At 40.7% G+C, this 23,720-nt stretch carries 16 protein-coding genes; 13 read left to right on the forward strand and 3 right to left on the reverse strand.

Annotated features, from left to right (window positions below; translation table 11 throughout):
• Nucleotides 1-444: 444 nt before the first annotated feature.
• The 10 genes from QVP90_RS01430 (at nt 445) to QVP90_RS01475 (ending at nt 11,875) form a co-directional block, all read left to right on the forward strand.
• Nucleotides 445-981 (forward strand): RNA polymerase sigma factor, encoded by a 537-nt coding sequence (locus tag QVP90_RS01430; RefSeq protein ID WP_005924097.1) that lies wholly within the window; start codon nt 445-447, stop codon nt 979-981.
• Nucleotides 982-985: 4 nt separating this feature from the next.
• Nucleotides 986-1,351, forward strand: coding sequence for a hypothetical protein (locus tag QVP90_RS01435; RefSeq protein ID WP_021935483.1), 366 nt, complete (start codon nt 986-988; stop codon nt 1,349-1,351).
• A 25-nt stretch (nt 1,352-1,376) separates the two neighbouring features.
• Nucleotides 1,377-1,919: a hypothetical protein gene (locus QVP90_RS01440; protein WP_005924093.1), complete on the forward strand. Its 543-nt coding sequence runs from the start codon at nt 1,377-1,379 to the stop codon at nt 1,917-1,919.
• Nucleotides 1,920-2,150: 231 nt separating this feature from the next.
• Entirely contained in the window at nt 2,151-4,412 is a 2,262-nt protein-coding gene (locus QVP90_RS01445; protein ID WP_021935484.1) for a GH92 family glycosyl hydrolase, read from the forward strand.
• A gap of 222 nt (nt 4,413-4,634) precedes the next feature.
• A complete protein-coding gene (locus QVP90_RS01450; protein ID WP_005924089.1) occupies nt 4,635-5,867 on the forward strand; it encodes a Cof-type HAD-IIB family hydrolase in 1,233 nt (410 codons plus the stop codon).
• The gene (locus tag QVP90_RS01455) at nt 5,867-6,988 is read left to right on the forward strand and encodes an isochorismate synthase (protein ID WP_005924087.1); all 1,122 of its coding nucleotides are present in this window, start codon (nt 5,867-5,869) and stop codon (nt 6,986-6,988) included. Before QVP90_RS01450 ends, QVP90_RS01455 begins: the two co-directional genes overlap by 1 nt.
• A gap of 57 nt (nt 6,989-7,045) precedes the next feature.
• Nucleotides 7,046-8,719 (forward strand): 2-succinyl-5-enolpyruvyl-6-hydroxy-3-cyclohexene-1-carboxylic-acid synthase, encoded by a 1,674-nt coding sequence (gene menD, locus QVP90_RS01460; RefSeq protein ID WP_021935485.1) that lies wholly within the window; start codon nt 7,046-7,048, stop codon nt 8,717-8,719.
• A gap of 48 nt (nt 8,720-8,767) precedes the next feature.
• Nucleotides 8,768-9,592, forward strand: a complete 825-nt coding sequence (gene menB / locus QVP90_RS01465; RefSeq protein WP_005924083.1) for a 1,4-dihydroxy-2-naphthoyl-CoA synthase — start codon at nt 8,768-8,770, stop codon at nt 9,590-9,592.
• A gap of 142 nt (nt 9,593-9,734) precedes the next feature.
• Entirely contained in the window at nt 9,735-10,754 is a 1,020-nt protein-coding gene (locus QVP90_RS01470; protein ID WP_021935486.1) for an o-succinylbenzoate synthase, read from the forward strand.
• A 29-nt stretch (nt 10,755-10,783) separates the two neighbouring features.
• Nucleotides 10,784-11,875, forward strand: coding sequence for an AMP-binding protein (locus tag QVP90_RS01475; RefSeq protein ID WP_021935487.1), 1,092 nt, complete (start codon nt 10,784-10,786; stop codon nt 11,873-11,875).
• An 18-nt stretch (nt 11,876-11,893) separates the two neighbouring features.
• Here QVP90_RS01475 and QVP90_RS01480 read toward each other — a convergent pair whose 3' ends face one another.
• Nucleotides 11,894-12,487, reverse strand: a complete 594-nt coding sequence (locus tag QVP90_RS01480) for an RNA polymerase sigma-70 factor (RefSeq protein ID WP_025819252.1) — start codon at nt 12,485-12,487, stop codon at nt 11,894-11,896.
• 157 nt (nt 12,488-12,644) lie between these two features.
• Between QVP90_RS01480 and QVP90_RS01485 the strand changes: the two genes are divergently transcribed.
• A complete protein-coding gene (locus QVP90_RS01485) occupies nt 12,645-13,637 on the forward strand; it encodes a FecR family protein (RefSeq protein WP_005924074.1) in 993 nt (330 codons plus the stop codon).
• Nucleotides 13,638-14,008: 371 nt separating this feature from the next.
• Here QVP90_RS01485 and QVP90_RS01490 read toward each other — a convergent pair whose 3' ends face one another.
• On the reverse strand, nt 14,009-16,381 hold the full coding sequence (locus tag QVP90_RS01490) for a beta-N-acetylhexosaminidase (protein ID WP_021935488.1): 2,373 nt from the start codon (nt 16,379-16,381) through the stop codon (nt 14,009-14,011).
• Between the two features lie 142 nt (nt 16,382-16,523).
• Here QVP90_RS01490 and galB point away from each other — a divergent pair, with 142 nt between their 5' ends.
• On the forward strand, nt 16,524-19,124 hold the full coding sequence (galB, locus tag QVP90_RS01495; RefSeq protein WP_021935489.1) for a beta-galactosidase GalB: 2,601 nt from the start codon (nt 16,524-16,526) through the stop codon (nt 19,122-19,124).
• Nucleotides 19,125-19,280: 156 nt separating this feature from the next.
• Entirely contained in the window at nt 19,281-20,486 is a 1,206-nt protein-coding gene (locus tag QVP90_RS01500) for an IS256 family transposase (protein ID WP_021935490.1), read from the forward strand.
• Between the two features lie 90 nt (nt 20,487-20,576).
• Here the strand turns inward: QVP90_RS01500 and QVP90_RS01505 are convergent, their stop codons facing one another.
• Nucleotides 20,577-23,639 carry a beta-L-arabinofuranosidase domain-containing protein gene (locus QVP90_RS01505; RefSeq protein ID WP_021935491.1) on the reverse strand — a complete coding sequence of 1,021 codons (3,063 nt, stop codon included), beginning with the start codon at nt 23,637-23,639 and terminating at the stop codon, nt 20,577-20,579.
• Between the last annotated feature and the right edge of the window lie 81 nt (nt 23,640-23,720).

A 23,720-nucleotide genomic window follows, 5' to 3' on the forward strand; every position in this document is an offset into this window, starting at 1 on the left:
TAAATTTACCCCTCAGATTTTTACGTTGACCCTTTATCCCTACCCCCTTCCGCTTTCCTTTGCTCATCGTGCTTTGCGTGCGTAAGAGCTATCTTTTGATAGCTGTCAACGGTAAATTTCTCTTGATTGAAAAGAAAAACTCCGGGTATGATTTGCTTTCTTTGGATCTCTTGGTCTTTTGTACCCCCTTACGCTCTGTAATGTCCATTGGAAAGGCGTTTGCGATATATCGTAAGGGGGTGTGATAAAAACTCTCTGTTCTTTTACAGATTCACACGGATCGAATGTTCGAAGTGTTGGATTCGGGTATTCAGTTTGTGTGAATCGGAATTTAGGGAATGTCTATAGATCACAAGTGGAGTTAAGAAATATAAAAACAGACTTTCCTCCTTTTAACTTTCCTCTTTGTTTGAGTTCTAACCTAATAAAGCTCAGAAAATACAAATGATAAACGAAAATAAAATTCGGGAGGTTTGTGCTTCCGATCCGGACCGGGGATTTCGAATGCTGGTAGACAGTTTTCAAGAACCGATATACTGGCACATACGGCGTCTTGTCGTGTCTCACGAAGATGCGGAAGATATTATTCAGGAGGTGTTTATTCGTGTTTTCCGGCATTTGAAACAGTTTCGTGAAGAGAGTTCGCTCGCTACATGGATTTATAAGATAGCCACTAACGAAAGCCTTCGTTTTCTGAAAAGCCGTAAGGCAGAGGTGGTTTCTGCCGAAGAGATACAGGAGGAATTGCTTGATAAGTTGAAAACTTCCGATTATGTAGACTATGATAATGAATTAGCCGTAAAATTTCAAACGGCTGTTTTGAAATTACCTGAGAAACAACGGATTGTATTCAATCTCCGTTATTACGACGAACTGGATTATGAGGCTATCAGTCAGATAACGGGTGATCGGGTGGAAACGCTCAAAGTGAATTATCACTATGCAAAAGAGAAAATAAAGGAGTACATTGTAAATAATTAGAGTTATGAACAAAGAGTTTGATTTTGATGATATCGGAAAACGAATACCTTATAGAACGCCTGAAACTTTTTTTGAACACAATCGGCGTGAAATATTAAAGCATACGTGCGGGGAAGAACGTCATGAGAGAAACCGGTTTCGTGTCATTGTTCCGGCTATACTTGTTGTAGCTGCATTGTTGGTCGGGATTTTATTTATGCCGTTTTCTCATGAGAAAAGCGACATACCCGATGTGTCATCTGCTTTTATACTGATGGCAGGAACGGAATCGGGGAATTCCGAAGCGATGGATAATTTTATTGAAAGTTTGTCGGATGAAGAACTTCAGGAACTGGCCGAACTTTCGGAAACGGATATATTTTTATTTTAATGAATCATTTAAAAAAGGAGAACGAATGATGAAAACAAAGATTATTTTTATGCTTGTGGCTATCTTTGCAATGTATAGCCAATCCGCTTTTTCACAAGAAAGAAAGCGTCCGGACAGAGAAAAAATTCAAGCTATGCAATGCAACCAAGTGGTGAAAGCCCTACTGCTTGACGATGCTACTGCTGCCAAGTTTACACCTGTCTATATGCAATATCTTAAGGAGTTGAGTGAAAGTCGTATCAGCAATTCGAGAAAGCTGAAAGCAAAGGAGACAGCAACGCCAGAAAATGTACAAAAAACGGAACCGAAGTCAATCCCTACGGATGCCGAAGTGGAAAAAGCTATAAAAGACCGGTTTGCACAGAGCCGTAAAATATTGGATATACGTGAAAAGTATTATAATGAATTCCGTAAAATACTTTCTCCCAAGCAAATCATGAAGATTTATCAATTGGAAAAGGGGAATGCCCGTAAGTTTCAGAATGAATGGAAAAAAAGGCAGGGTCAAAAGCCGGGACAACGTCCTGAAGCTAAAAAAGGAAATATGCATCGTAACCATAATAGGTAGTGGAAATAAGTTTGTTTGATTAAAGTGACCCGGATGGATGCAGGCGGATAATTTACTCCGACCGATCCGGGTTCTTTCTTAAATAATAGTTACTTATTATCGTTTTTTTGTTACTTTTGTCACTTTAGTTATTAGTGTTTTTGCTTTCTCGGTTGTATTATATAATAAGAGGATGCACTTTTGCTTTCTTAAACTAATATACATTGAAACATTTCAAAAAAACGAATAGATATGAAACTTATTTCTGCACTAATCGGATGCTCTTTGTTACTGGGAATGGGCGCTTGTACTCAGACATCCACATCACAAGATTACACGAATTTCGTAAATCCATTTATTGGAACCGGAGGACATGGACATACCTATCCGGGGGTAGTTGTTCCTAATGGTATGATTCAGCCCAGCCCCGATACGCGTATTTATCAGTGGGACGCTTGTTCCGGCTATTATTACGATGATGCTACTATCAATGGCTTTTCTCATACACACCTTAGCGGTACAGGCTGTGGTGACTATGGCGACGTCTTGTTGATGCCTACGGTGGGTAAACAGGATTATCACGCCATGGGAACGGAAAGCCAGCAAATGGCATATGCATCTGCTTTTTCTCATCAGAATGAAGAAGCGCAACCGGGATATTATTCGGTTATGCTCGATCGCTATCAGGTGAAAGCCGAGCTTACTGCCACCAAGCGTGCGGCCATTCACCGTTATACTTTCCCGGAATCGGCTGAAGCCGGATTTATCTTGGATTTTGATTATAGTTTGCAACGCCAGAAAAATGAAGAGATGGAGTTGGAGGTGATCAGTGATACAGAAATCCGTGGACGTAAAAAAACAGTTTACTGGGCTTTTGACCAATATATTAATTTCTACGCAAAGTTTTCCAAGCCGTTTACTTATACAATGGTAACCGACTCAATGGCTCTTGACGAGGGTGGTCCGTTGCTGCCTACTGCAAAAGTATTGCTTCACTTCAATACAAAAGCCAATGAGGAGGTATATGTAAAAGTCGGCATTTCTGCTGTCGATATGGAAGGGGCGCGTAAGAATGTAGAAGCAGAAATTCCGGAATGGGATTTTGAAGGTGTTCGTAACGCAGCCCGTGCATCATGGAATAATTATCTTTCAAAAATAGATATCGATACAGATGATAAAGATCAGAAGATCATGTTCTATACGGCTCTTTATCATACCGGCATGCAGCCTAATCTTTTTACAGATGTAGACGGCCGTTATCTGGGGATGGACTTAAAAACTCATCAGGGAGACGTGAATGAGCCGATGTATACCATATTCTCTTTGTGGGATACTTTCCGTGCCTATCATCCGCTGATGACAATTATCGATCCGGATCTGAATGAAGCATTTATCCGTTCTCTTATTCAGAAACATCGTGAAGGCGGTGTGTTCCCGATGTGGGAGTTGGCCGGAAACTATACCGGTACGATGATCGGATATCATGCGGTACCTGTGGTGGTAGACGCTTATATGAAAGGATATCGTGATTTTGATGTCAATGAAGCCTATAAGGCTTGTTTGCGGGTGGCAGAGTACGATACGACTGGAATTAAATGCCCTCCGTTGGTATTGCCTCATTTGATGCCGCAGGCTAAGTACTGGAAGAATAAGATCGGTTATGTGCCTTGTGATAAGGACAACGAAGCGGTTGCCAAAGCATTGGAATATGCATACAATGATTGGTGTATCTCTGTGTTTGCCGAAAGCCTTGGAGATGCTGCCAATCACGACAAATATGCGAAGTTTGCCGAAGGATATAAAACTTATTTTGATCCGACTACCCGTTTTATGCGCGGGCTGGATAGCGAGGGTAACTGGCGTACACCTTTCAGTCCCCGTTCGTCTACACACCGCAGCGATGATTATTGTGAGGGAACTGCTTGGCAGTGGACTTGGTTTGTTCCTCATCAGATTGACGGATTAGTGGAATTGATGGGTGGTCGTGAGGGCTTTATCAACAAGCTCGACTCGCTCTTTACTGCTGACTCTTCACTGGAAGGCGAGATGACTTCTGCCGATATTTCCGGGTTAATTGGTCAGTATGCACATGGTAATGAACCGAGCCATCACATTATCCATATGTACAACTATGTAGACCAATCTTACAAAACACAGGAATTGGTAGACAGTGTATTGCACACGCTGTATTTCAATGATCCGAATGGTCTGTCGGGCAATGAAGATTGTGGGCAGATGTCTGCATGGTATATTCTCAATGCAATGGGATTCTATCAGGTATGTCCCGGTAATCCGGTATATTCGATAGGGCGTCCGCTGTTTAATAAAGCTACGGTCAATCTGAAAGATGGAAAGAAATTCACAGTGATAGCTAAAAATAATAGCCGTGAGAATAAATATATTCAGTCTATGGTATTGAATGGAAAGGCTTTGGATAAACCGTTCTTTACTCATCAGAATATTGTAAATGGAGGCACATTGGAATTGACAATGGGCGATCAGATTAAAAAGTAAATATTGAAAATAAAAGAAAACTGCGCGGTAGGTTGGTAAAACAATTGTCGCGCAGTTTTTTTATATGGGTTTGTACTGTTTTTGTGATATATCTATCTCAGACTTATATCTACCTTTTCGTCTTTCTAAATTTGTAACGGCAAAGCTTTTTTAATTTTTAATTCTCATTTTTTAATTTAATAATCCTACCTTTGCTGTCAAGAACCTCAAAACCGATAAGTCATGAAGTACAAATTATTAGTTCTTGATGTAGACGGAACATTGCTGAATAGTGAAAAAGAAATAAGTAAACGTACACTGGCTGCCTTATTGAAAGTACAGCAGATGGGAGTACGTATTGTATTGGCCTCCGGCAGACCGACATATGGTCTGATGCCTTTGGCTAAGACATTGGAACTTGGAAATTATGGAGGCTTTATTCTGTCTTATAATGGTGGCCAGATTATCAATGCACAGAATGGCGAACTGCTGTTTGAACGCAGAATAAATCCCGAAATGTTGCCTTATCTGGAAAAGAAAGCCCGTAAGAACGGTTTTGCTATCTTTACCTATCACGATGATACGATTATTACCGATTCACCCGAAAACGAACACATACGCAAGGAAGCGCAGCTTAACGGTTTGAAGATAATTGTGGAACCCGAATTTTCTATTGCAGTGGATTTTGCACCTTGCAAGTGTATGCTGGTCAGTGACGACGAAGAGGCCTTGATAGGGCTTGAAGAGCATTGGCGCAAAAGATTGAATGGGGCATTGGATGTATTTCGTTCGGAACCTTATTTCCTTGAAGTAGTACCTTGTTCAATTGATAAGGCAAATACATTGGGCGCTTTACTCGAGAAACTGGATGTTAGTTCGGAAGAGGTGATTGCTATTGGCGATGGAGTTTGCGATGTTTCGATGATACAATCTGCCGGGCTGGGGGTTGCAATGGGAAATGCGCAGGATTCTGTAAAGGTTTGTGCCGACCGGATTACTGCCTCCAATGATGAAGACGGGGTAGCGGAAGCGGTGGAAAAAGCAATACTTGCTGAGATTCGTCCGGCAGAAGTTCCTTTGGATCAGCTGAATCAACGTGCCCGTCATGCTTTGATGGGAAATTTGGGAATTCAATATACCTATGCTTCCGAAGATAGAGTGGAAGCTACCATGCCGGTAGACGAACGTACCCGCCAGCCTTTTGGTATTCTACACGGAGGGGCTACTTTGGCACTGGCTGAAACAGTTGCCGGATTGGGATCGATGATACTTTGTAAACCCGACGAGATAGTGGTGGGTATGCAAGTCAGTGGAAATCATATCTCTTCTGCTCATGAAGGAGATACTGTTCGTGCGGTGGCTTCTATTGTTCATAAAGGGCGTTCGTCACACGTATGGAATGTGGATGTATTTACTTCGACTGCCAAACTGGTATCTTCGATACGGGTGGTTAACAGTATTTTGAAAAAAGGATGATGGACACGTTAGAACAAGATATTTGTGCCGGAATAGACCGGTTTATAAAACTTCAGATTCCTTTTGCCATTTATCGTATTCCGGGAGAAAATGTGGTTCATTTCGTGTCGAAAGATCCTGGAGACTCTTGCGTCTTGCTATATGATATTGAAGAGTTGAACGGGCAGGCCGGGTTTGTGATTGCCCCTTTTAACGTAGGGCCGACTACACCGATCGTGTTGTTGAGGCCGGAAAGAGAAATGGTTGTGGACTTTGATCCTGCTTTGAAATGCCCGGGCGGAATACAACCGGATGTTTATCGGCAGATGCTTAATAATCAGGTAGTATCGCTGCAAGACGGATCGTCTACGGAAGGGTATGCCGGCCGTTTTGATGTTTTTATGGATGCTTTGAAAAAAAAGGAATTTAATAAGTTGGTACTTTCTCGTAGCCAGAAAGTGAATGTACCGCTTCTTTTTTCTCCCGCTACTGCATTTTATGAAGCATGTAGAAGGTATATTTATTCGTATGTGTATTTTTGCTATACTCCACATACAGGGGCGTGGTTGGGGAGCACTCCGGAAATAATTCTTTCCGGAGAAAGGAATAAATGGAATACGGTGGCTCTGGCAGGTACACAATCCTTACAGAATGGGGAACTGCCGCGAGAGTGGGATGACAAGAATCGGGAGGAACAGGAGTATGTTGCCTCTTATATCCGGAGTCAGTTGTTATCTTTGGGTATACAGCCTGCAGAATTCGGTCCTTATCCGGCTTTTGCCGGAGCGTTGTCTCATCTGAAAACCGATTTTCATTTCTCATTGCCGGATAATGACAGTTTGGGAGATTTACTTAAACTGCTACATCCTACACCTGCGGTTTGCGGGCTTCCCAAAGAAAAAGCTTATCAGTTTATCCTGGATCATGAGGATCATGAACGGCGCTATTATTCAGGATTTATCGGTATGTTGAATCCGGATGGGAAGACAGATTTGTATGTCAATTTGAGATGTATGAATATAACATCGGAGGTATTGACTCTTTATGCCGGTGGTGGATTGCTTGCTTCATCCGAATTGGAAGATGAGTGGCAAGAGACAGAAAAGAAAATGCGAACGATGAAGAATCTAATAATGTGTTGAATATGCTGCATGGTAATTGGCACATTGGTATATTGACGTATTGAATAATTATTTATCATGTATACAGATAAAAAGAATATCCTCCAGTTAGTAGCATTGCTTGAAGCTCATGGAGTAAAAAAAATCGTGTTATGTCCGGGAAGTCGTAATATACCTCTGGTACACACGCTTTCTACACATTCTTCTTTTACCTGTTATCCTGTAACGGACGAGCGGAGTGCCGGCTTTTTTGCTATCGGGCTGGCTTTGAACGGGGGAGGTCCGGCCGCTGTTTGCTGTACATCGGGTACGGCATTGCTTAATCTGCATCCGGCTGTGGCTGAGGCTTTTTATCAAAATGTCCCTCTTGTTGTAATTTCAGCCGATCGTCCTGCTGCCTGGATCGGTCAGATGGATGGACAGACATTACCGCAACCCGGTGTTTTTAGCAATTTGGTGAAGAAATCAGTCAATCTTCCGGAGATTTATACAAATGAAGATGAGTGGTATTGCAATCGGCTCATCAATGAGGCTCTGCTCGAAACGCATCATCATGGCAAAGGGCCGGTACATATTAATGTTCCGGTTACCGAACCTATATTCCGTTTTACTGTAGAATCGCTTCCGGAGGTGCGTGTTATTACCCGTTACCAAGGTCTGAACGTCTATGATCGTGATTATAACGAGCTTATCAAGCGCTTAAACCAATATCAGAAACGTATGATCATTGTCGGGCAGATGAACCTTATTTATCTGTTTGAGAAAAAGTATTCAAAGCTGCTTTATAAGCATTTTGCATGGCTGACTGAACATATCAGTAATCAGACTATTCCTGGTATTCCTGTGAAGAATTTCGATGTGGCACTTTATGCTATGGATGAGGATACACAGGAAAAGATGGTACCCGAACTACTGATAACTTATGGTGGGCATGTGGTTTCCAAACGGTTGAAGAACTTCCTTCGTAAGAATCCTCCGAAAGAACATTGGCATGTCTCGGCAGATGGTGAGGTGATCGATCTTTATGGTTCTCTGACTACCGTCATTGAAATGGATCCTTTTGAGTTCCTTGAGAAGATTGCTTTTTTATTAGAGAACAAAACCCCTCAATATCCTCTTTTGTGGGAAAATTATTGCAAAGGATTACCTCAGCCGGAATTTCCTTATTCGGAGATGGCTGCTATCGGTGCATTGATAAAAGCTTTGCCGGAACAGTGTGCGCTCCATTTGGCCAATAGCTCTGTGATACGTTATGCACAGTTGTTTACAGTTGCTTCATCGGTTGAGGTGTGTTGCAACCGGGGGACGAGTGGCATTGAAGGTTCTTTGTCAACGGCTGTGGGATATGCTGCGGCTTCGGATAAATTGAATTTTGTAGTGATCGGCGATCTGAGTTTCTTCTATGATATGAATGCTTTGTGGAATACCAACTTGGGCCCGAATCTGCGTATTCTCCTTTTAAATAATGGAGGAGGGGAAATCTTTCATACCTTGCCGGGGCTGGAAATGTCCGGTACGTCGCATAAATTCATAACAGCTGTTCATAAGACCTCTGCTCGTGGCTGGGCCGAAGAGCGTGGCTTTCTTTATCAGAAAGTGGAAGATGAAGTACAACTGGAAGAAACTATGGCCATGTTTACACAACCGGAACCGATGACACATCCGGTATTGGTAGAGGTCTTTACTAATAAAAATAAAGATGCCAGAATATTGAAAGATTATTATCACAAGAATAAAAGGAATGATAAGTGATTAGAAATCACTTATTACTTATTGTTCATCACTAATCACTAATTTACTATGTCAACAGAAAGAAAATGGGAAACAATCAAAGAATATGAAGATATTCTTTTTGATTATTATAATGGAATTGCCCGTATTACTATTAATCGGGAGCGTTATCGTAATGCATTCACGCCTACCACCACCGGAGAGATGAGTGATGCTCTGCGTATTTGCCGCGAAGAGGCTTGTGTCAGTGTGGTTGTTATTACCGGTGCCGGTGATAAGGCTTTTTGCAGTGGCGGTGACCAGAATGTAAAGGGGCGTGGTGGATATATCGGTAAAGATGGAGTGCCCCGCTTGAGTGTACTTGATGTACAAAAGCAGATTCGTAGTATCCCGAAACCTGTTATTGCCGCAGTAAACGGATTTGCTATCGGTGGCGGTCATGTGCTTCATGTGGTATGTGATTTAAGTATTGCATCTGATAATGCTATTTTCGGGCAGACCGGTCCCCGTGTAGGAAGTTTTGATGCCGGTTTTGGTTCTTCTTATCTGGCTCGTGTGGTAGGACAGAAAAAAGCACGCGAGATATGGTTTCTTTGTCGGAAATACAATGCGCAGGAGGCACTTGATATGGGATTGGTGAATAAAGTCGTACCTTTGGAACAACTTGAAGATGAATATGTGCAATGGGCAGAAGAAATGATGCAGCTCAGTCCGCTTGCTTTGCGTATGATCAAAGCCGGATTGAATGCGGAACTCGATGGACAGGCGGGTATTCAGGAGCTTGCAGGCGATGCTACCATGCTTTATTATATGACAGACGAGGCACAGGAAGGAAAGAATGCTTTTCTCGAAAAACGTAAACCGGATTTTAAGCAATTCCCCAAACTGCCATAGTTTTTGTTAAGAGCCTGCTTTTGATTTTGCCCAGCATTATTTGAGAGTTATTCATGAGGATGTTTTTCTGTTTTTATTGTACTCATATAATTGGCTGATCCGGATTATACGAGTACATAATTTTTAAGAGATTTGATTTCATATGTATACTATAAAGATTGTTCCTCGCCGGCTTCATTTTAAGCAGCCGGCAGGAACTTCAAGAGGCTCTTATACCACTCGTGATGTGTGGTATCTCCATCTTACATCCGATAAATATCCGGATAGGGTCGGTATTGGTGAGTGCGCTCCTCTTCCAAAGTTGAGTTGTGATGATATGCAGGGATATGAGTCGGTTTTGGCTCATATCTGTAATGAAGTAACTGAGCAGGGCGGTTTCTCAGTTGAATCGCTTCGTGATTATCCTTCTATTCTTTTCGGACTTGAAACTGCTTTCCGACATTTTGAGAGAGGATGTTTTGAACTTTGGGATACGCCTTTTTCACGTGGTGAAGTCGGTATTCCTATTAATGGGCTTATTTGGATGGGAGATTACAAAAAGATGCTGGAACAGATAGAAGCTAAAATGGCTGTCGGTTTCCGTTGCATAAAATTGAAAATAGGTGCTATCAATTTTGAAGAAGAATTGGCACTGTTGCGTTTCATCCGTTCCCACTTTTCTGCAAAAGAAGTAGAGCTTCGTGTGGATGCCAATGGGGCTTTTGCTCCTGCCGATGCGATGGAAAAACTGAAACGTTTGGCGGAACTCGACTTACACTCTATAGAGCAGCCTATCCGTGCCGGGCAATGGGAAGATATGGCACGTTTGACTGCTGAAACTCCGTTACCCATCGCGTTGGATGAGGAATTGATCGGGATTAATATTCCTGAAAGAAAGCAATGCTTACTTGATAGTGTCCATCCTCAGTATATCATTCTGAAGCCGTCACTACATGGGGGGATGGCTGGTGGAAACGAGTGGATAAGAGAAGCGGAAAAGAGAAATATCGGTTGGTGGATTACTTCTGCATTGGAATCTAACATAGGGCTGAATGCGATAGCGCACTGGTGTGCCGCATTCAATAATCCTCTGCCGCAAGGTCTTGGTACAGGTGCACTTTTTACAGATAATGTAGATATGCCGCTTGAGGTAAGAAAAGATAGTTTGTGGTACTTGAAATAATAGTATGGGTAGATTGCTGTTTTATTATTATGCAACTGGATATAAAAGAACAAAGTTTAATATTGGAGGGTAAGAAGTATTCCCGGAAAGAATTAATGTCTTTATCTGCCAATGCTACCGGAGATAATACTTCTTCTTTTTTATTGGATTTATACCGTTTTCTTGCAGACTGGTTTAGTGATTCTCCTTTTATGACGGTACATACTTCCGGTTCTACCGGAACACCAAAGGTGTTGACAGTCCGTAAAGAACAAATGATGCAAAGCGCTCGCATGACCTGTGAGTTTTTGAATCTTCATACTGGGGATACGGCATTGCTCTGTATGCCTCTGCAATATATAGCCGGAAAAATGATGGTAGTCCGTGCATTGGTTGCCGGCTTGAATCTTATATTGCGTACTCCTTCCGGGCATCCTTTGGCTGATGTTACTGTGCCGCTTCGTTTCGTAGCTATGGTGCCTTTACAAGTATTTAATACTTTGCAGGTGCTTCGGGAAAAGGAACGGCTTTGTCACACAGATATCCTTATAATAGGGGGAGGAGCAATAGATGCTGCTTTGGAAAATGAGATACGTTTGTTGCCTGGCGAAATCTATTCTACTTATGGTATGACCGAAACATTGTCTCATATTGCTTTACGACGCTTGAACGGTTCTTCGGCATCACCGTATTATCGGCCTTTTTCATCTGTGGAACTTTCTCTTTCTCCAGAAAATACGTTGGTAATAAAGGCACCTTTGGTTTGTGATGATATTTTGTTTACTAACGATGTGGCGCAACTGTATCCGGATCATAGTTTTGTAATTCTTGGGAGAAAAGACAATATAATAAATAGTGGAGGGATAAAAATACAGATAGAAATATTGGAGGAACTTTTAAAATCCTCTATCACTATTCCGTTCGCTATAACCTCTGTTCCGGATGCTAAATTAGGGCAGGCAGTGGTGTTATTGCTGAAAGAAGGTGCCGGGATTGAAAAAGTAGAAGAGAAAATCTGTGCCGTATTGCCTAAATATCAGCAACCCCGAAAAATTCTTTTTATCCCTGAAATCCCTTTGACGGGTAATGGCAAAATAGATCGGAGTCAATGTCGGTTGTTGGCTGAAAAAATGATACAATAATAAAGGTATTCATCTGTTTTACAGTCGAAAATTGTATAAAAGTAATAATAATGGCAAGTAGTCTTTTAGTTCTATACGTAAGATTTTCAAGGCTTGACTTATCCGATAGTTTATAGTCTGGGGAGATACTTTTAACTTTTCTGCAATTTCTTTATGTGTAAGATGATATTTTCTATTCAGTTCATATGATTCCCGAAATTCGGCTGGTAATTTTCCTAAAGCTTTGTTGTAAAGTCGGATTAGTTCATTCTCTAAATAAGTATCCGGGTTTTCGAATTCTTGCTCGTACTTTTCAGCTATCTCTTGATGCACTTTGCGACGAACGTCATGATGGGTAATCCGGTTTAATGCTTTGTTTTTTACAATGGTAAAAAGTAAAGTTTTTAGTGTGAGCTCTGCTATTAAACTGGATCTGTTTTCCCACAACCACATCATGGTGTCTTGTACTATTTCTTCTGATTCATGTTGTGAAACATATTGAGAACAAAATGCACATAATCCACGAAAGTAATAACGATATACCTCTTCGAAAGCTTGTTCATCATTACCCTTTATTGCGGCAATTACAGATTTATTGTCAGTTATATCTAAAGGTTTAGTAGAGTTCCCCATCGTTTTAATTAAAATGTACACAAACATAATTATAATTTCTCCATTTTCAAAATGAATCATTAAATAATATTTTTTTTGTTTCTCATTTAGTATATTTGCACTCATAATTGTACTATTTACAGGTAATAGTATATAAAAGGTATAAGATTGAAGTGTAATGGATGAAATTAGATTACTGAATTATCTAAAAGGAGAACTCAGTGAAGAGGAAATATTGCAGGTAGAGGCTTGGTATGAGGCTTCTCCAGACAATAAGAAAATGCTTGAACAGTTGTATTATACAATGTTTATTGGAGAGCGTGCGGCGGTGATGGAGTCTGTTGACGTAGAAAAATCTTTGAATCGATTGAAGACTGCCATAAAAAGAAAGGAAGATGCGACTACAAAAATCCGTTCTGCCAAGTGGAAGCGTTATGTATTTCCATTAGCTGCTTTTTTCACCGGAATCGTTTTAACTGTCGGTCTTTCTTATATAACATTAAATAATAAAGTTTCGAATTATATTGTGGCGACTCCAGCCGGTCAGCGTGCTCAGTTCGTATTGCCTGATGGTTCTAAGGTGTGGCTGAACTCTTCTACTCAGTTGTCTTATAGAAATTCTTTTTGGAGTAAGAAAAGGCAAGTCGCTCTTGTTGGTGAAGCGTATTTTGAGGTGGTACACAATGACGATTCCCCTTTTATTGTTAGCAGTAAGAATATACAAACACGAGTATTGGGTACTAAATTTAATGTGCGTGCCCGGGCAGAAGAAGAGAAAGTGGTTACTACTTTGTTGAAAGGGTCGGTTTGTGTTGATATACCCGGAGGGGAACAGGAAGGTCTTATTTTGAAGCCCGGACAGATGCTTAATGTTAATTCCAAAACATTACAGTCTGAACTTGTAGATTCGTCCAGAGCGCGGGATGTACTTTTGTGGATAAATGGAAAACTAACCTTTGATAAAGCCGCATTTGTGGATATTACCAGTTGTTTGGAAAAGCATTTTGATGTTAGTTTCCATTTTCAGGATGAACAATTAAAAAAGGAAGTGTTTACCTGCGAATTTCATACGGATAATGACATTAATAATATTTTGGCAGTTCTGTCTTTAACGAAGCACTTTCAATATAAGATAGAAGGTAAAGATGTTTATTTGTCAGCGGTGAAATAAATTTTTTATTTAGCCATTGATTCCTTAATAGATCTCTTAAGATTGGTGTTATTTTCACCATCTTGAGGGATTTTTTATTTCTGAAATAAAGTAGTATTGGTTTGTTCCCAATGTATAAGAAGCATATGTAATGGGTTATATATTAGGAATATCAAAACATTGAAGATGTAGAATAGCTGTTTCAATAAATGAAAATGGAATATAAACTTCTCTCTGATATTTGATTTATACAACGAGAGCATCGCATAAATGAATGGCTTATAAGTAAGTATACACTTTTATCAGGCAGAAGTCTATATTCTTATATAATAAAAGTGTACACCTTTGCATGTCAAAAGTGTACACTTTTATTTTGATTGATTATCAGATGTTTACTCTACGATAACTTCGTCTACAAAGAGATGTCCCTTTTCTGTCCGGGCACCGTGCCAATCGGGTATGCAGGAAGTTGTGTTTACTAATACTTTTACCCGGTCAGCTTCCACTTCTTTGAACTGGCAACTGTATTCTGCCAACCCGTCCTTAATATCGGCTGTAGCCAGAGGAATACTTGTTTCTCCCTGTTTTACAAATTCACCGTTTTTGCCGGTAGCAGTCCATACTGTGATTTTCGTCGGTGGGAAAACATATTCTCCAACCTGTATCATAACACCTATTTTTACAGAAGATATAGGGGTCGATTCTCCAAGATCGATCGTGATATCCATCGGCTCATCGAAGAATCCCAGCCAGTATCCGGTGCTATAGTTGAAATCACCGCGTAATCCGTCTGTGAGTATAGAAGCTCCGGCAAATGTATACTTTTCTGTGGGGGCAGTGGCTAAAGTAACTTTTTTGCCGGTAGCTTTATTGAATTGGAACTCTTTTTTGAAAGTTCTGATTTTGACATTTTCTCTTATGGCAGTAGCTTGCAATACGCAATTCTCTGTAATTTTGATAGGTTTATTATAGCGTGTGCTCTTTTCGGTCGGTTCTGTTCCGTCTAATGTATAATAGATCGGGGCATCCCCCATTGTACTCAATGTAACTTCCACTGTGCCATCCGAAGACGGTACATCGTATTTTGCCGCTATCTCATAAATATGTTTTCCATAATTCACACCCATCTTGTTATATATAGCCAGAATATGATCAAGATTTCCGAGGAAACGTTCCCAATTCTTGTTTTCCGGTTGGGTCCATTGCACTTCACTTAATGCCGCCAAACGAGGTAACAGCATGTATTCAAGATGCTCATTGCTTAATATGTATTCCGTCCACAGATTGCCTTGTGCACCGATAATGTATTTACGTTCTTCTTTATTCAGTGAAGCCGGAACAGGTTCCAATGAGTATACTTTCTCCACAGGATTGTATCCACCGATAGCCAAAGGTTCATCCTGTGTGTTCATTGTGGGGTAATAATCCAGATATACATAATTATTAGGTGTCATGATTACCGGGTGTTTCAAGCGTGCCGCTTCAATTCCACCGTCCATTCCACGCCATGACATTACTGTTGCATTAGGGGCCAGTTCTCCTTCCAGAATTTCATCCCAGCCGATTATTTTACGTCCGTGATCGTTTAAGAATTTCTCTACGCGGGCCGTAACATAACTTTGCAGGAAGAATTCCGCTTTATGTTTGTCATTCGCTTTCAATCCTTCGGCTTTAATACGTGCTTGGCATTTCGGGCATTTTTCCCAACGGACTTTCGGGCATTCGTCACCACCTATGTGGATGTATTCCGAGGGGAATAATTCCATTACTTCTGTCAATACATCTTCTATGAAAGTAAAGGTTTTCTCTTTTCCCGGACACAATACGTCGTCACGTACTCCCCATTGACCGGATACTTCATATGGTCCACCCGTACATCCCAAATCGGGGTAGGCTGCCAATGCTGCCATCATATGTCCCGGGAGATCGACTTCCGGAATGATATTGATGCAACGTTCTTCTGCATACTTTACCACTTCTTTTATATCTTCCTGAGTATAAAACCCGCCGTAAGGAGTCGTGTCATAATTATCCCACTCTTTGCGTATCATGGTTTTGTTACGGATACTTCCAATTTCTGTCAATCGGGGATATTTTTTTATTTCAATACGCCATCCTTGGTCGTCTGTCAGATGCCAATGTAATGTATTCTGTTTGTGGAGGGCCATAAGGTCGAGTATCTTTTTCATTTCCTCTTTGGGGAAGAAATGGCGGGCTACGTCAATGTGCAAGCCTCTATATCCGAATCGTGGAGCATCTTTTATCTCCATACAAGGTAATGTCCACTGAGCATCCGATGTTGGCTGATCTCCATAGATAGCTGTCGGTAACAGTTGCTTTAATGTCTGTATAGCATAAAAAATACCACTACGGTCGGAGGCCTGTATTATAACAGCATCAGGTTGAATACTTAGTTCATACCCTTCCGGGACTATGTCTTTGTTGGCTTTAAAAACAATGTTCTTTTTAGGGAGGGCTTCTGTTCCTTCCAAAGGTTGGGATGTCGTTTGAAATCCGGATATTGCATTCAAATTCTGAGCGAATGAGTCAATAATGGAAAGACTGTTTTTGTCCAATTCCGGAGATACGTAAAAAACGGTAGACTGATTGAAAGCAAAATGTCCCGCGTTCGTTTTTAATTCATTCGGTTGAGGGATGAGGGAGCATTGATCTTTGTTTCCTTTTTCCTGACAAGAAGTCATACTTAACAGGAGTGTGCATAGAGATACGGATAGTACTCTGTGAAAGTGCTTCGATAAACTCATAAGTAGTAATTTAATGGGTTATTGATAATTCCTTTATTATATAATACAATTGTAAAGCGAGTAGTACTAACCTAAAAGTGATTATTTTATAGACAGTTCTTAAAATAGTTGATTTCTAATATTTTGTGTTTTGAAAATTAGGATGATTGAACTGATTTTGTATATATTTGTCTGTCTCAAAATAGATTTATTCTTTACTTTTAATTTGAATACCATGCAGAAATTTTTATTTGTTGTTGCACTAACATTACTCTATTTGACCAATTGCGAAGTAATACGAGCTGCCGGTGATGCAGGACCAACGCGTACACGGTATACGTTTGAAAAAGGATGGAAATTTATTCGTTCGGATCATACGGATTTCAGTCAACTGGATTATGATGACAGCCGTTGGCAGTCGGTAACGGTACCTCACGATTGGGCTGTTTATGGTCCTTTCAGTATTCAGAATGACCGGCAAAAGGTGGCTATAACACAAGACGGGCAGAAAGAGGCCATGGAGCATGCCGGACGTACGGGCGGATTGCCATTCGTAGGTGTGGGTTGGTATCGGTTGGACTTTGAAGTTCCTGCATTCGATAGAAGCAAAAAGGCGACTCTGGTATTTGATGGGGCTATGAGCCATGCCAGAGTTTATATCAACGGGAAAGAAGCCGGCTATTGGCCATATGGTTATAATACTTTTTATTTGGATGTGACACCGTATTTGAATGCCGGTGGAAAAAATATAATGGCTGTACGTCTGGAGAATGATGTGGAATCTTCCCGTTGGTATCCGGGTGCAGGACTGTATAGAAATGTACATTTGATTGTAAATGAAGATGTGCATATTCCCATGTGGGGGACGCAGTTGTCTACGCCGGTAGTGAAAAATGATTTTGCACGGGTACGTCTGAATACATCGTTGGTGATGCCGGAAGGAAAATCATCTTCGTCTTATCGTATTGTCACTGAAATAAAAAATGCGGTTGGAAGTGTCGTTTGTAAGGGGGAGAAGCAACTTACTGACTTTGACGGTCAAACGTTCTCTCAGGAATTTGTAGTAGAAAAGCCGGAACTTTGGACTCCGGATGCCCCTTATTTATATACGGCAGAATCGAAAGTTTATGAAGGCAATGTAGTGAAGGATGAATCGGTCACTCCGTTCGGTATTCGTTCTATAGAGATTATTCCGAATAAAGGATTCTTTCTGAATGGAAAAAAAACAGTGTTTAAAGGTGTTTGTAATCATCACGATTTGGGGCCTTTGGGGGCTGCCGTGAATGATGCGGCGATTCGTCGTCAGATACGCATATTGAAAGATATGGGATGTAATGCAATCCGTACTTCTCATAATATGCCTGCACCCGAGCTTGTGAGGGCTTGTGACGAGATGGGAATGATGCTTATGGTGGAGACTTTCGATGAGTGGAAGGCAGCCAAGTGTGAGAATGGCTATAATAAAGTGTTTGATGAATGGGTAGAGAAGGATTTGATAAATGTATTACGGCATTATCGTAATAATCCGAGTGTGGTGATGTGGTGTATCGGTAATGAAGTTCCGGATCAGTGGAACGGAGATCAGGGGCCGAAACTATCACGCTATTTGCAGGATATCTGTCATCGGGAAGATCCTACTCGTCCGGTAACACAGGGGATGGATGCACCGGATGCTGTAATAAATAATAATATGGCTGCTGTAATGGATGTTGCCGGTTTCAATTACCGTCCTCATAAATATCCGGAAGCTTATAAGAAGCTTCCCCAACAGATAATCTTGGGTAGCGAGACTGCTTCTACGGTAAGTTCACGGGGGGTATATAAGTTTCCGGTAGTGCGTGCATGGATGAAAAAGTATGATGACCATCAGGCTTCCTCTTATGATGTGGAACATTGTGGCTGGTCTAATTTACCCGAAGACGACTTTATCCAGCATGAGGATTTGCCATATTGTATCGGTGAATTTGTGTGGACCGGTTTTGATTATTTGGGAGAACCTACTCCTTATTATACGGACTGGCCAAGTCATTCTTCTTTGTTCGGGATTATCGACTTGGCGGGATTGCCAAAAGACCGTTATTATCTGTATCGCAGCCACTGGAATAAGGAAAAGGAGACATTGCATATTTTACCTCACTGGAACTGGAAAGGCCGTGAAGGAGAGGTAACTCCGATTTTCGTGTATACGAATTATCCTTCCGCAGAGTTATTTATAAATGGAAAAAGTCAGGGAAAGCGTACTAAAGACTTATCTGTAACGGTTCACAACAGTGCCGATTCTGTTTCTATGATGAATTTGAAACGCCAGCAGCGTTATCGTTTGATGTGGATGGATACTAAATATGAACCGGGTACTGTGAAAGTTATTGCCTATGATAAAAATGGAATGGCTGTTGCAGAGAAAGAAATACATACGGCCGGTGCACCACATCATATAGAACTTGTTCCGGATAGAACTCTCTTGCAAGCCGATGGGAAAGATCTTTGTTTTGTAACGGTGAGAGTGGTGGATAAAGAAGGAAATCTTTGTCCGGATGCAACTGATGAAATCAGTTTTAAAGTGAAAGGCGCAGGTGTTTATTGTGCGGGAGCCAATGGAAATCCGGCGTCGTTGGAATCTTTCCAGTTACCGAAAATGAAGGTTTTCAGCGGTATGATGACGGCCATTGTCCAAACGACGGATAAACCGGGAGATATTGTTCTGGAAGCTATCGGGCGTGGATTAAAGAAGGCTGTTCTAAACCTTCAAAGTGAAAGTAAATAAGAATAAAAGCCCGTTTGAAAGTACATTGAACGGGCTTTGTTTTTTTGTTCACTCAATATCATAGATAAAAATTAGATCACAATTTTTATACATTGGAGAGTGTAAACTAAACTGTGTCAAGCTACAATAAAAGTAGTTTAACACAGTTTTTATATTATGGACAACTTAGAAATTGATTACAAGAAAGCAGCTCAGCAGTTGCGTAGTGGTGAAGCCTTATTTGGCAAGGACGGAGCATTAGCTCCATTGTTAGAGCGTATTCTCAACTCAGCTCTCGAAGGTGAGATGGACGCTCATTTAAGTGAAGAGGAACGCTCTTCCGGCAACCGTCGTAATGGTAAGATGAGTAAGAAGGTTCAAACAAAATATGGTGAGGTCACTATAGAGACTCCTCGTGACCGAGACGGAACTTTCCAACCTGAGACCGTAAAGAAGCGTGAGACTATTCTTGCCAATGGCATGGCAGACCAGATTATTGAGATGTACGCCATGGGCACCAGCACACGTGACATCAGCAGCTACTTTGAGCGTGAGTTCAACACAACTCTATCAGCCGATACTATCAGCTCTATAACAGACCGTGTATTACCCGAAATCACCGCCTGGAAGTCTCGCATGCTCGATCCTGCATATGCCATTTGCTGGCTTGATGCTATCCATTATAAGGTAAAGGATGAGAATGGCAGAGCTGTCACACGAGCCATTTACAACATTCTTGGTATCAACAAGGAAGGCCAAAAAGAACTGTTAGGTATGTATGTGTCTAAGAGTGAAGGAGCTAACTTCTGGCTAGAAGTTCTTACGGATCTTCAGAACCGTGGTGTTCGAGACATCTTGATTTGTTGTATTGATGGTCTCAAAGGCTTCCCAGATGCCATCCAAAGCGTATTTCCTGAGAGTTCTGTGCAGCTCTGTATTGTCCATCAGATACGCAATTCTATCAAGTATGTTGGCAGTAAGCATCAAAAGGAGTTTATCAAGGATTTAAGAACAGTATATGGTGCAGTAAACAAAGACTCCGCTGCTGCTAATTTAGACCTGTTAGAGTCTAAGTGGGGAGAGATGTACCCAATTGTCATCAAGTCATGGCGTGACAATTGGGAACGTCTGACAGAGTATTTCCAATATACTCCAGCCATCCGTAAACTCATTTATACGACCAATACGGTTGAGGGGTATCACAGACAGGTAAGAAAGGTCACAAAGACTAAAGGGGTCTTTCCTACGGATAATTCTTTGGAGAAGCTTGTGTACTTAGCTTACCGCAACATCCGTAAGAAATGGACTATGCCACTGGCAAATTGGGGACAAATTTCTCAACAATTGGCAATAAAATTTGGAGATAGATTTAAAATTATGTAACTTTGCAGCCGAAAAGGCTTCCCTGCTGGGGGCATGCCCCCAGCAGGGAGTGGGAATGAAAGTTAAGAACAAGCCTTGACACAGTTTAAATTACACCCCCATACATTGCTGTTTTTTTTCATTGTCGGTAATTAGGTATACGAAAAAAAGCCCTTTACCGACTTTCTCTTTTAAGGTTATGTTTTTTTGTATATGAACTTTTTCTTTATAAAAAATAACACCTGTTGTGTTGATCAGTGTGACTGTTCCTGTAAAATCCTGTCCGGAATGATTGGTGATAGTGATATACGAGTTATTGTTACTAACAGAGAAAGGAACTTGACGTTCCTTTTCTATTGTATGTATATCAGTTATTGATCCTCCCGAAAATGTATATGCATAGTATAATCCTCCAGCAGCTCGTTGTGTCATTTTTAGGGTGACTGTTATTTGGCTTTTTCCCATTGTCAGTTCTTTTGCTATTGGATAGAGAACTTCAAATATTTCATTGGGCTTATTTTGCAATAATTCTTGCTTGCCTATTTCTTGGTTATCTATGAGGATAGTGAATTTTCTTTCGTTAGCTTCTCCACCCCAATAGGTTAGTTGTAAAATATTGGCTTTATCTGCCGAGCATTTCATATCGAATGATATGCTTGCATTTGTTTGGTTGGCATCCACCCAAGGGTGTCCCATGTTAATACCAGTTCTTTTATTACCGGTGAAACTAAAGTTGTGTTCAATCAGGTAGGGTTCTTTAGGTAACAAATAATCATGTATGATTACTGTCTTTTCAGCCATGTATTTCTTTTTAAATATTTTGGCGTGATAAATAGGACCTGCTGTGTTATTGGAATTGATAGCTCGTAATTTTACAACCACTTTGTTTTTTCCTTTTGTCAAGTGAAATGGTACAGGATAAGCAATACGGAAGAACTCATTAGGTTTGATTCTGGCTGTTAAACTTTCAGATGCAATTATTTCACCGTCTATTAAAATGTCAAATTGATTGGTTTTACCGCCATCATTTCCCCAATACATAAGCGACAGATCGACGGGGATATCAGGGTCTACTGTCATCTCAAAAGAAAAATAACCTCCTTTACTTGAACACCATTTTCCACCGGAAATGCCTGTTCCTTTGTTCACATTTTCTCCTTTAAAATTGTGATCTATTTCCGGTTGTTGTTCATTGGCTCGGAAATAATCCACCATCAAACGCTCCAATTCCATTTCTTCTTCCTGTTGTTTTTTGTATTCCTCACGTTTTTTTTCCCATTCTTCAGGAGTGAAATAGTCGAAATACACTGTATAACGAGTATTATGCATTTTATAGAAAGGTAGGAAATTAACCTCTTTATTTGATTCATCTTTGCCCCAGAAATTACCGGGGGTGGTACCTGGAGTCATCCAGTCAGAAATGTTTTTATTCTCATGGCGAATAAAGACGGGGGGAGTTTGGGTAATATCTGTTTTGCCTGCCAATACAATAGGACCATTGAGAAATGCGGTTTTATATTTGTCTCCTAATAACTGTTCTTTAGTGAGGGTCTTGGGAAGATTAATTTCTATTTTATCATTTGTTTTCCATTCTCGGGTGATAGACACATATGAACCGGGGGTACTGTTGAATACTTGTTCTGTTCCGTTTATTTTTATGCTATATCCGGATTGCACCCAGTTGGGAAAGCGTACATGAAAAGTCAGTGTCTGGGGTACTGTTTCTGTAATGGTAATGGTTGTGTTGTCAGTATCCGGAAAATTGTTTGTTTGTTTCAGTTTCATGTTTTTCTCACTCCAGTCCAATTCGGAAGGAATGTATAGGTTGATATACAGCTCATTTTCATTGTGTGAGTATATCTGTTCAGCGTATTTTACGTGATTTTCAAATCCTGTACCTACACAGCACCAAAAGTTGTTTTCAGCGTTACAGTAGTTCTTTTGTGAATTGGCTGCCAACGGAACACAATAGCAAACCATTCCTGTTTCGGGATTTTGTGAAGCAAGAATATGATTATATAATGCACGTTCGTAGAAATCCATCAGTTCTGCGGAAGGGTTCCATGCAAAAAGATGGCGTGTGAGCTTGAGCATGTTGTAGGTATTGCAGGTTTCGGTTGTCTTATTCGATAATTCTCCCGATAATTTCCCCGGTTCTACAAAATGTTCGTAATTACTATTACCTCCAATACAATAGGAATGCTCGTGGGTAACCGTGTGCCAAAAGTAACTGGATATGGTATGATGGTCTTGGTTGCCGGTAAGTTCATAAGAACGTGAAGTGCCGATTACTTTGGGGATTTGCGTATTGGCATGCAGTCCGGCTAATTCATTTTTTCTTTTCGATAGTGGATCTAATACTTTTTTGTGATAAAATTTATTGGCTATTTCCAAATGTCTGGTATCTCCTGTAATGGCATATACATTATATAAGGCATCGTTCATACCACCGTGTTCACAAGTAAGGATATTTTGCCACTGCTCTTCAGTCAGATCTTTGAATTTGTCGCATGCCCAGTCGGTAAGTGCAATAACAATGGTTTTGGCTGTTTCATTTTCACCAAAAATGTAGGCATCTATTAATCCTGACCATAGTTTATGAAGATTATACCATGGTACCCATACGTTATTCAGATTAAAATTGCGTCCATCAATAATTCCTTTGGATACGTCATCCCACAGTTTGTCTTCGTTGGGGATGGCACCCACATAACCGGTCCCACGCTTGTCTTGGCATCTTTTCAGTTCGGAAATGCAATAATCAAGACGTATTTTAATGTCTTCTTCTCCTGTGGTTGCATATAACATGGACAGGGCAGATATATAATGTCCGAATGAAAAACCGCTTTGATCGGTATTTTCCCAACCGCCATAAATGGTTCCCTTAGTGGGTAGTCCGGCGTTTGCATGGAAACGATGTAAGAAACGATCGGGTTTAAGGGTTTCCATCAACCATTTTCTGTCAGCGTTCATTGCTGTTTTAAACGGACTGTCTAACAAACGGATTTGTTTTAGGTGGAAAGAATAGGCTTTGATTTCTATCTTCGGTTTGACCGCCATTTTGGTATCGTCTTTCATAGGGACGTAATTTTGGGAGTGTGCCTTTTGTGGGTAGGGAATAAATATTCCTATAAGTACGATTAATAGCACTTTTACTTGTTTTCTTGTTTTCATGGTTTTACTGTACGAATTTTGTTCTTATTCTGGTTTTGCCGGTGCAAATATAGTGGTGGAACTGGGGAGGGAAATGCAGTA

Source organism: Bacteroides sp. CAG:189, from assembly GCF_000432295.1.
GTDB lineage: Bacteria > Bacteroidota > Bacteroidia > Bacteroidales > Bacteroidaceae > Bacteroides > Bacteroides salyersiae.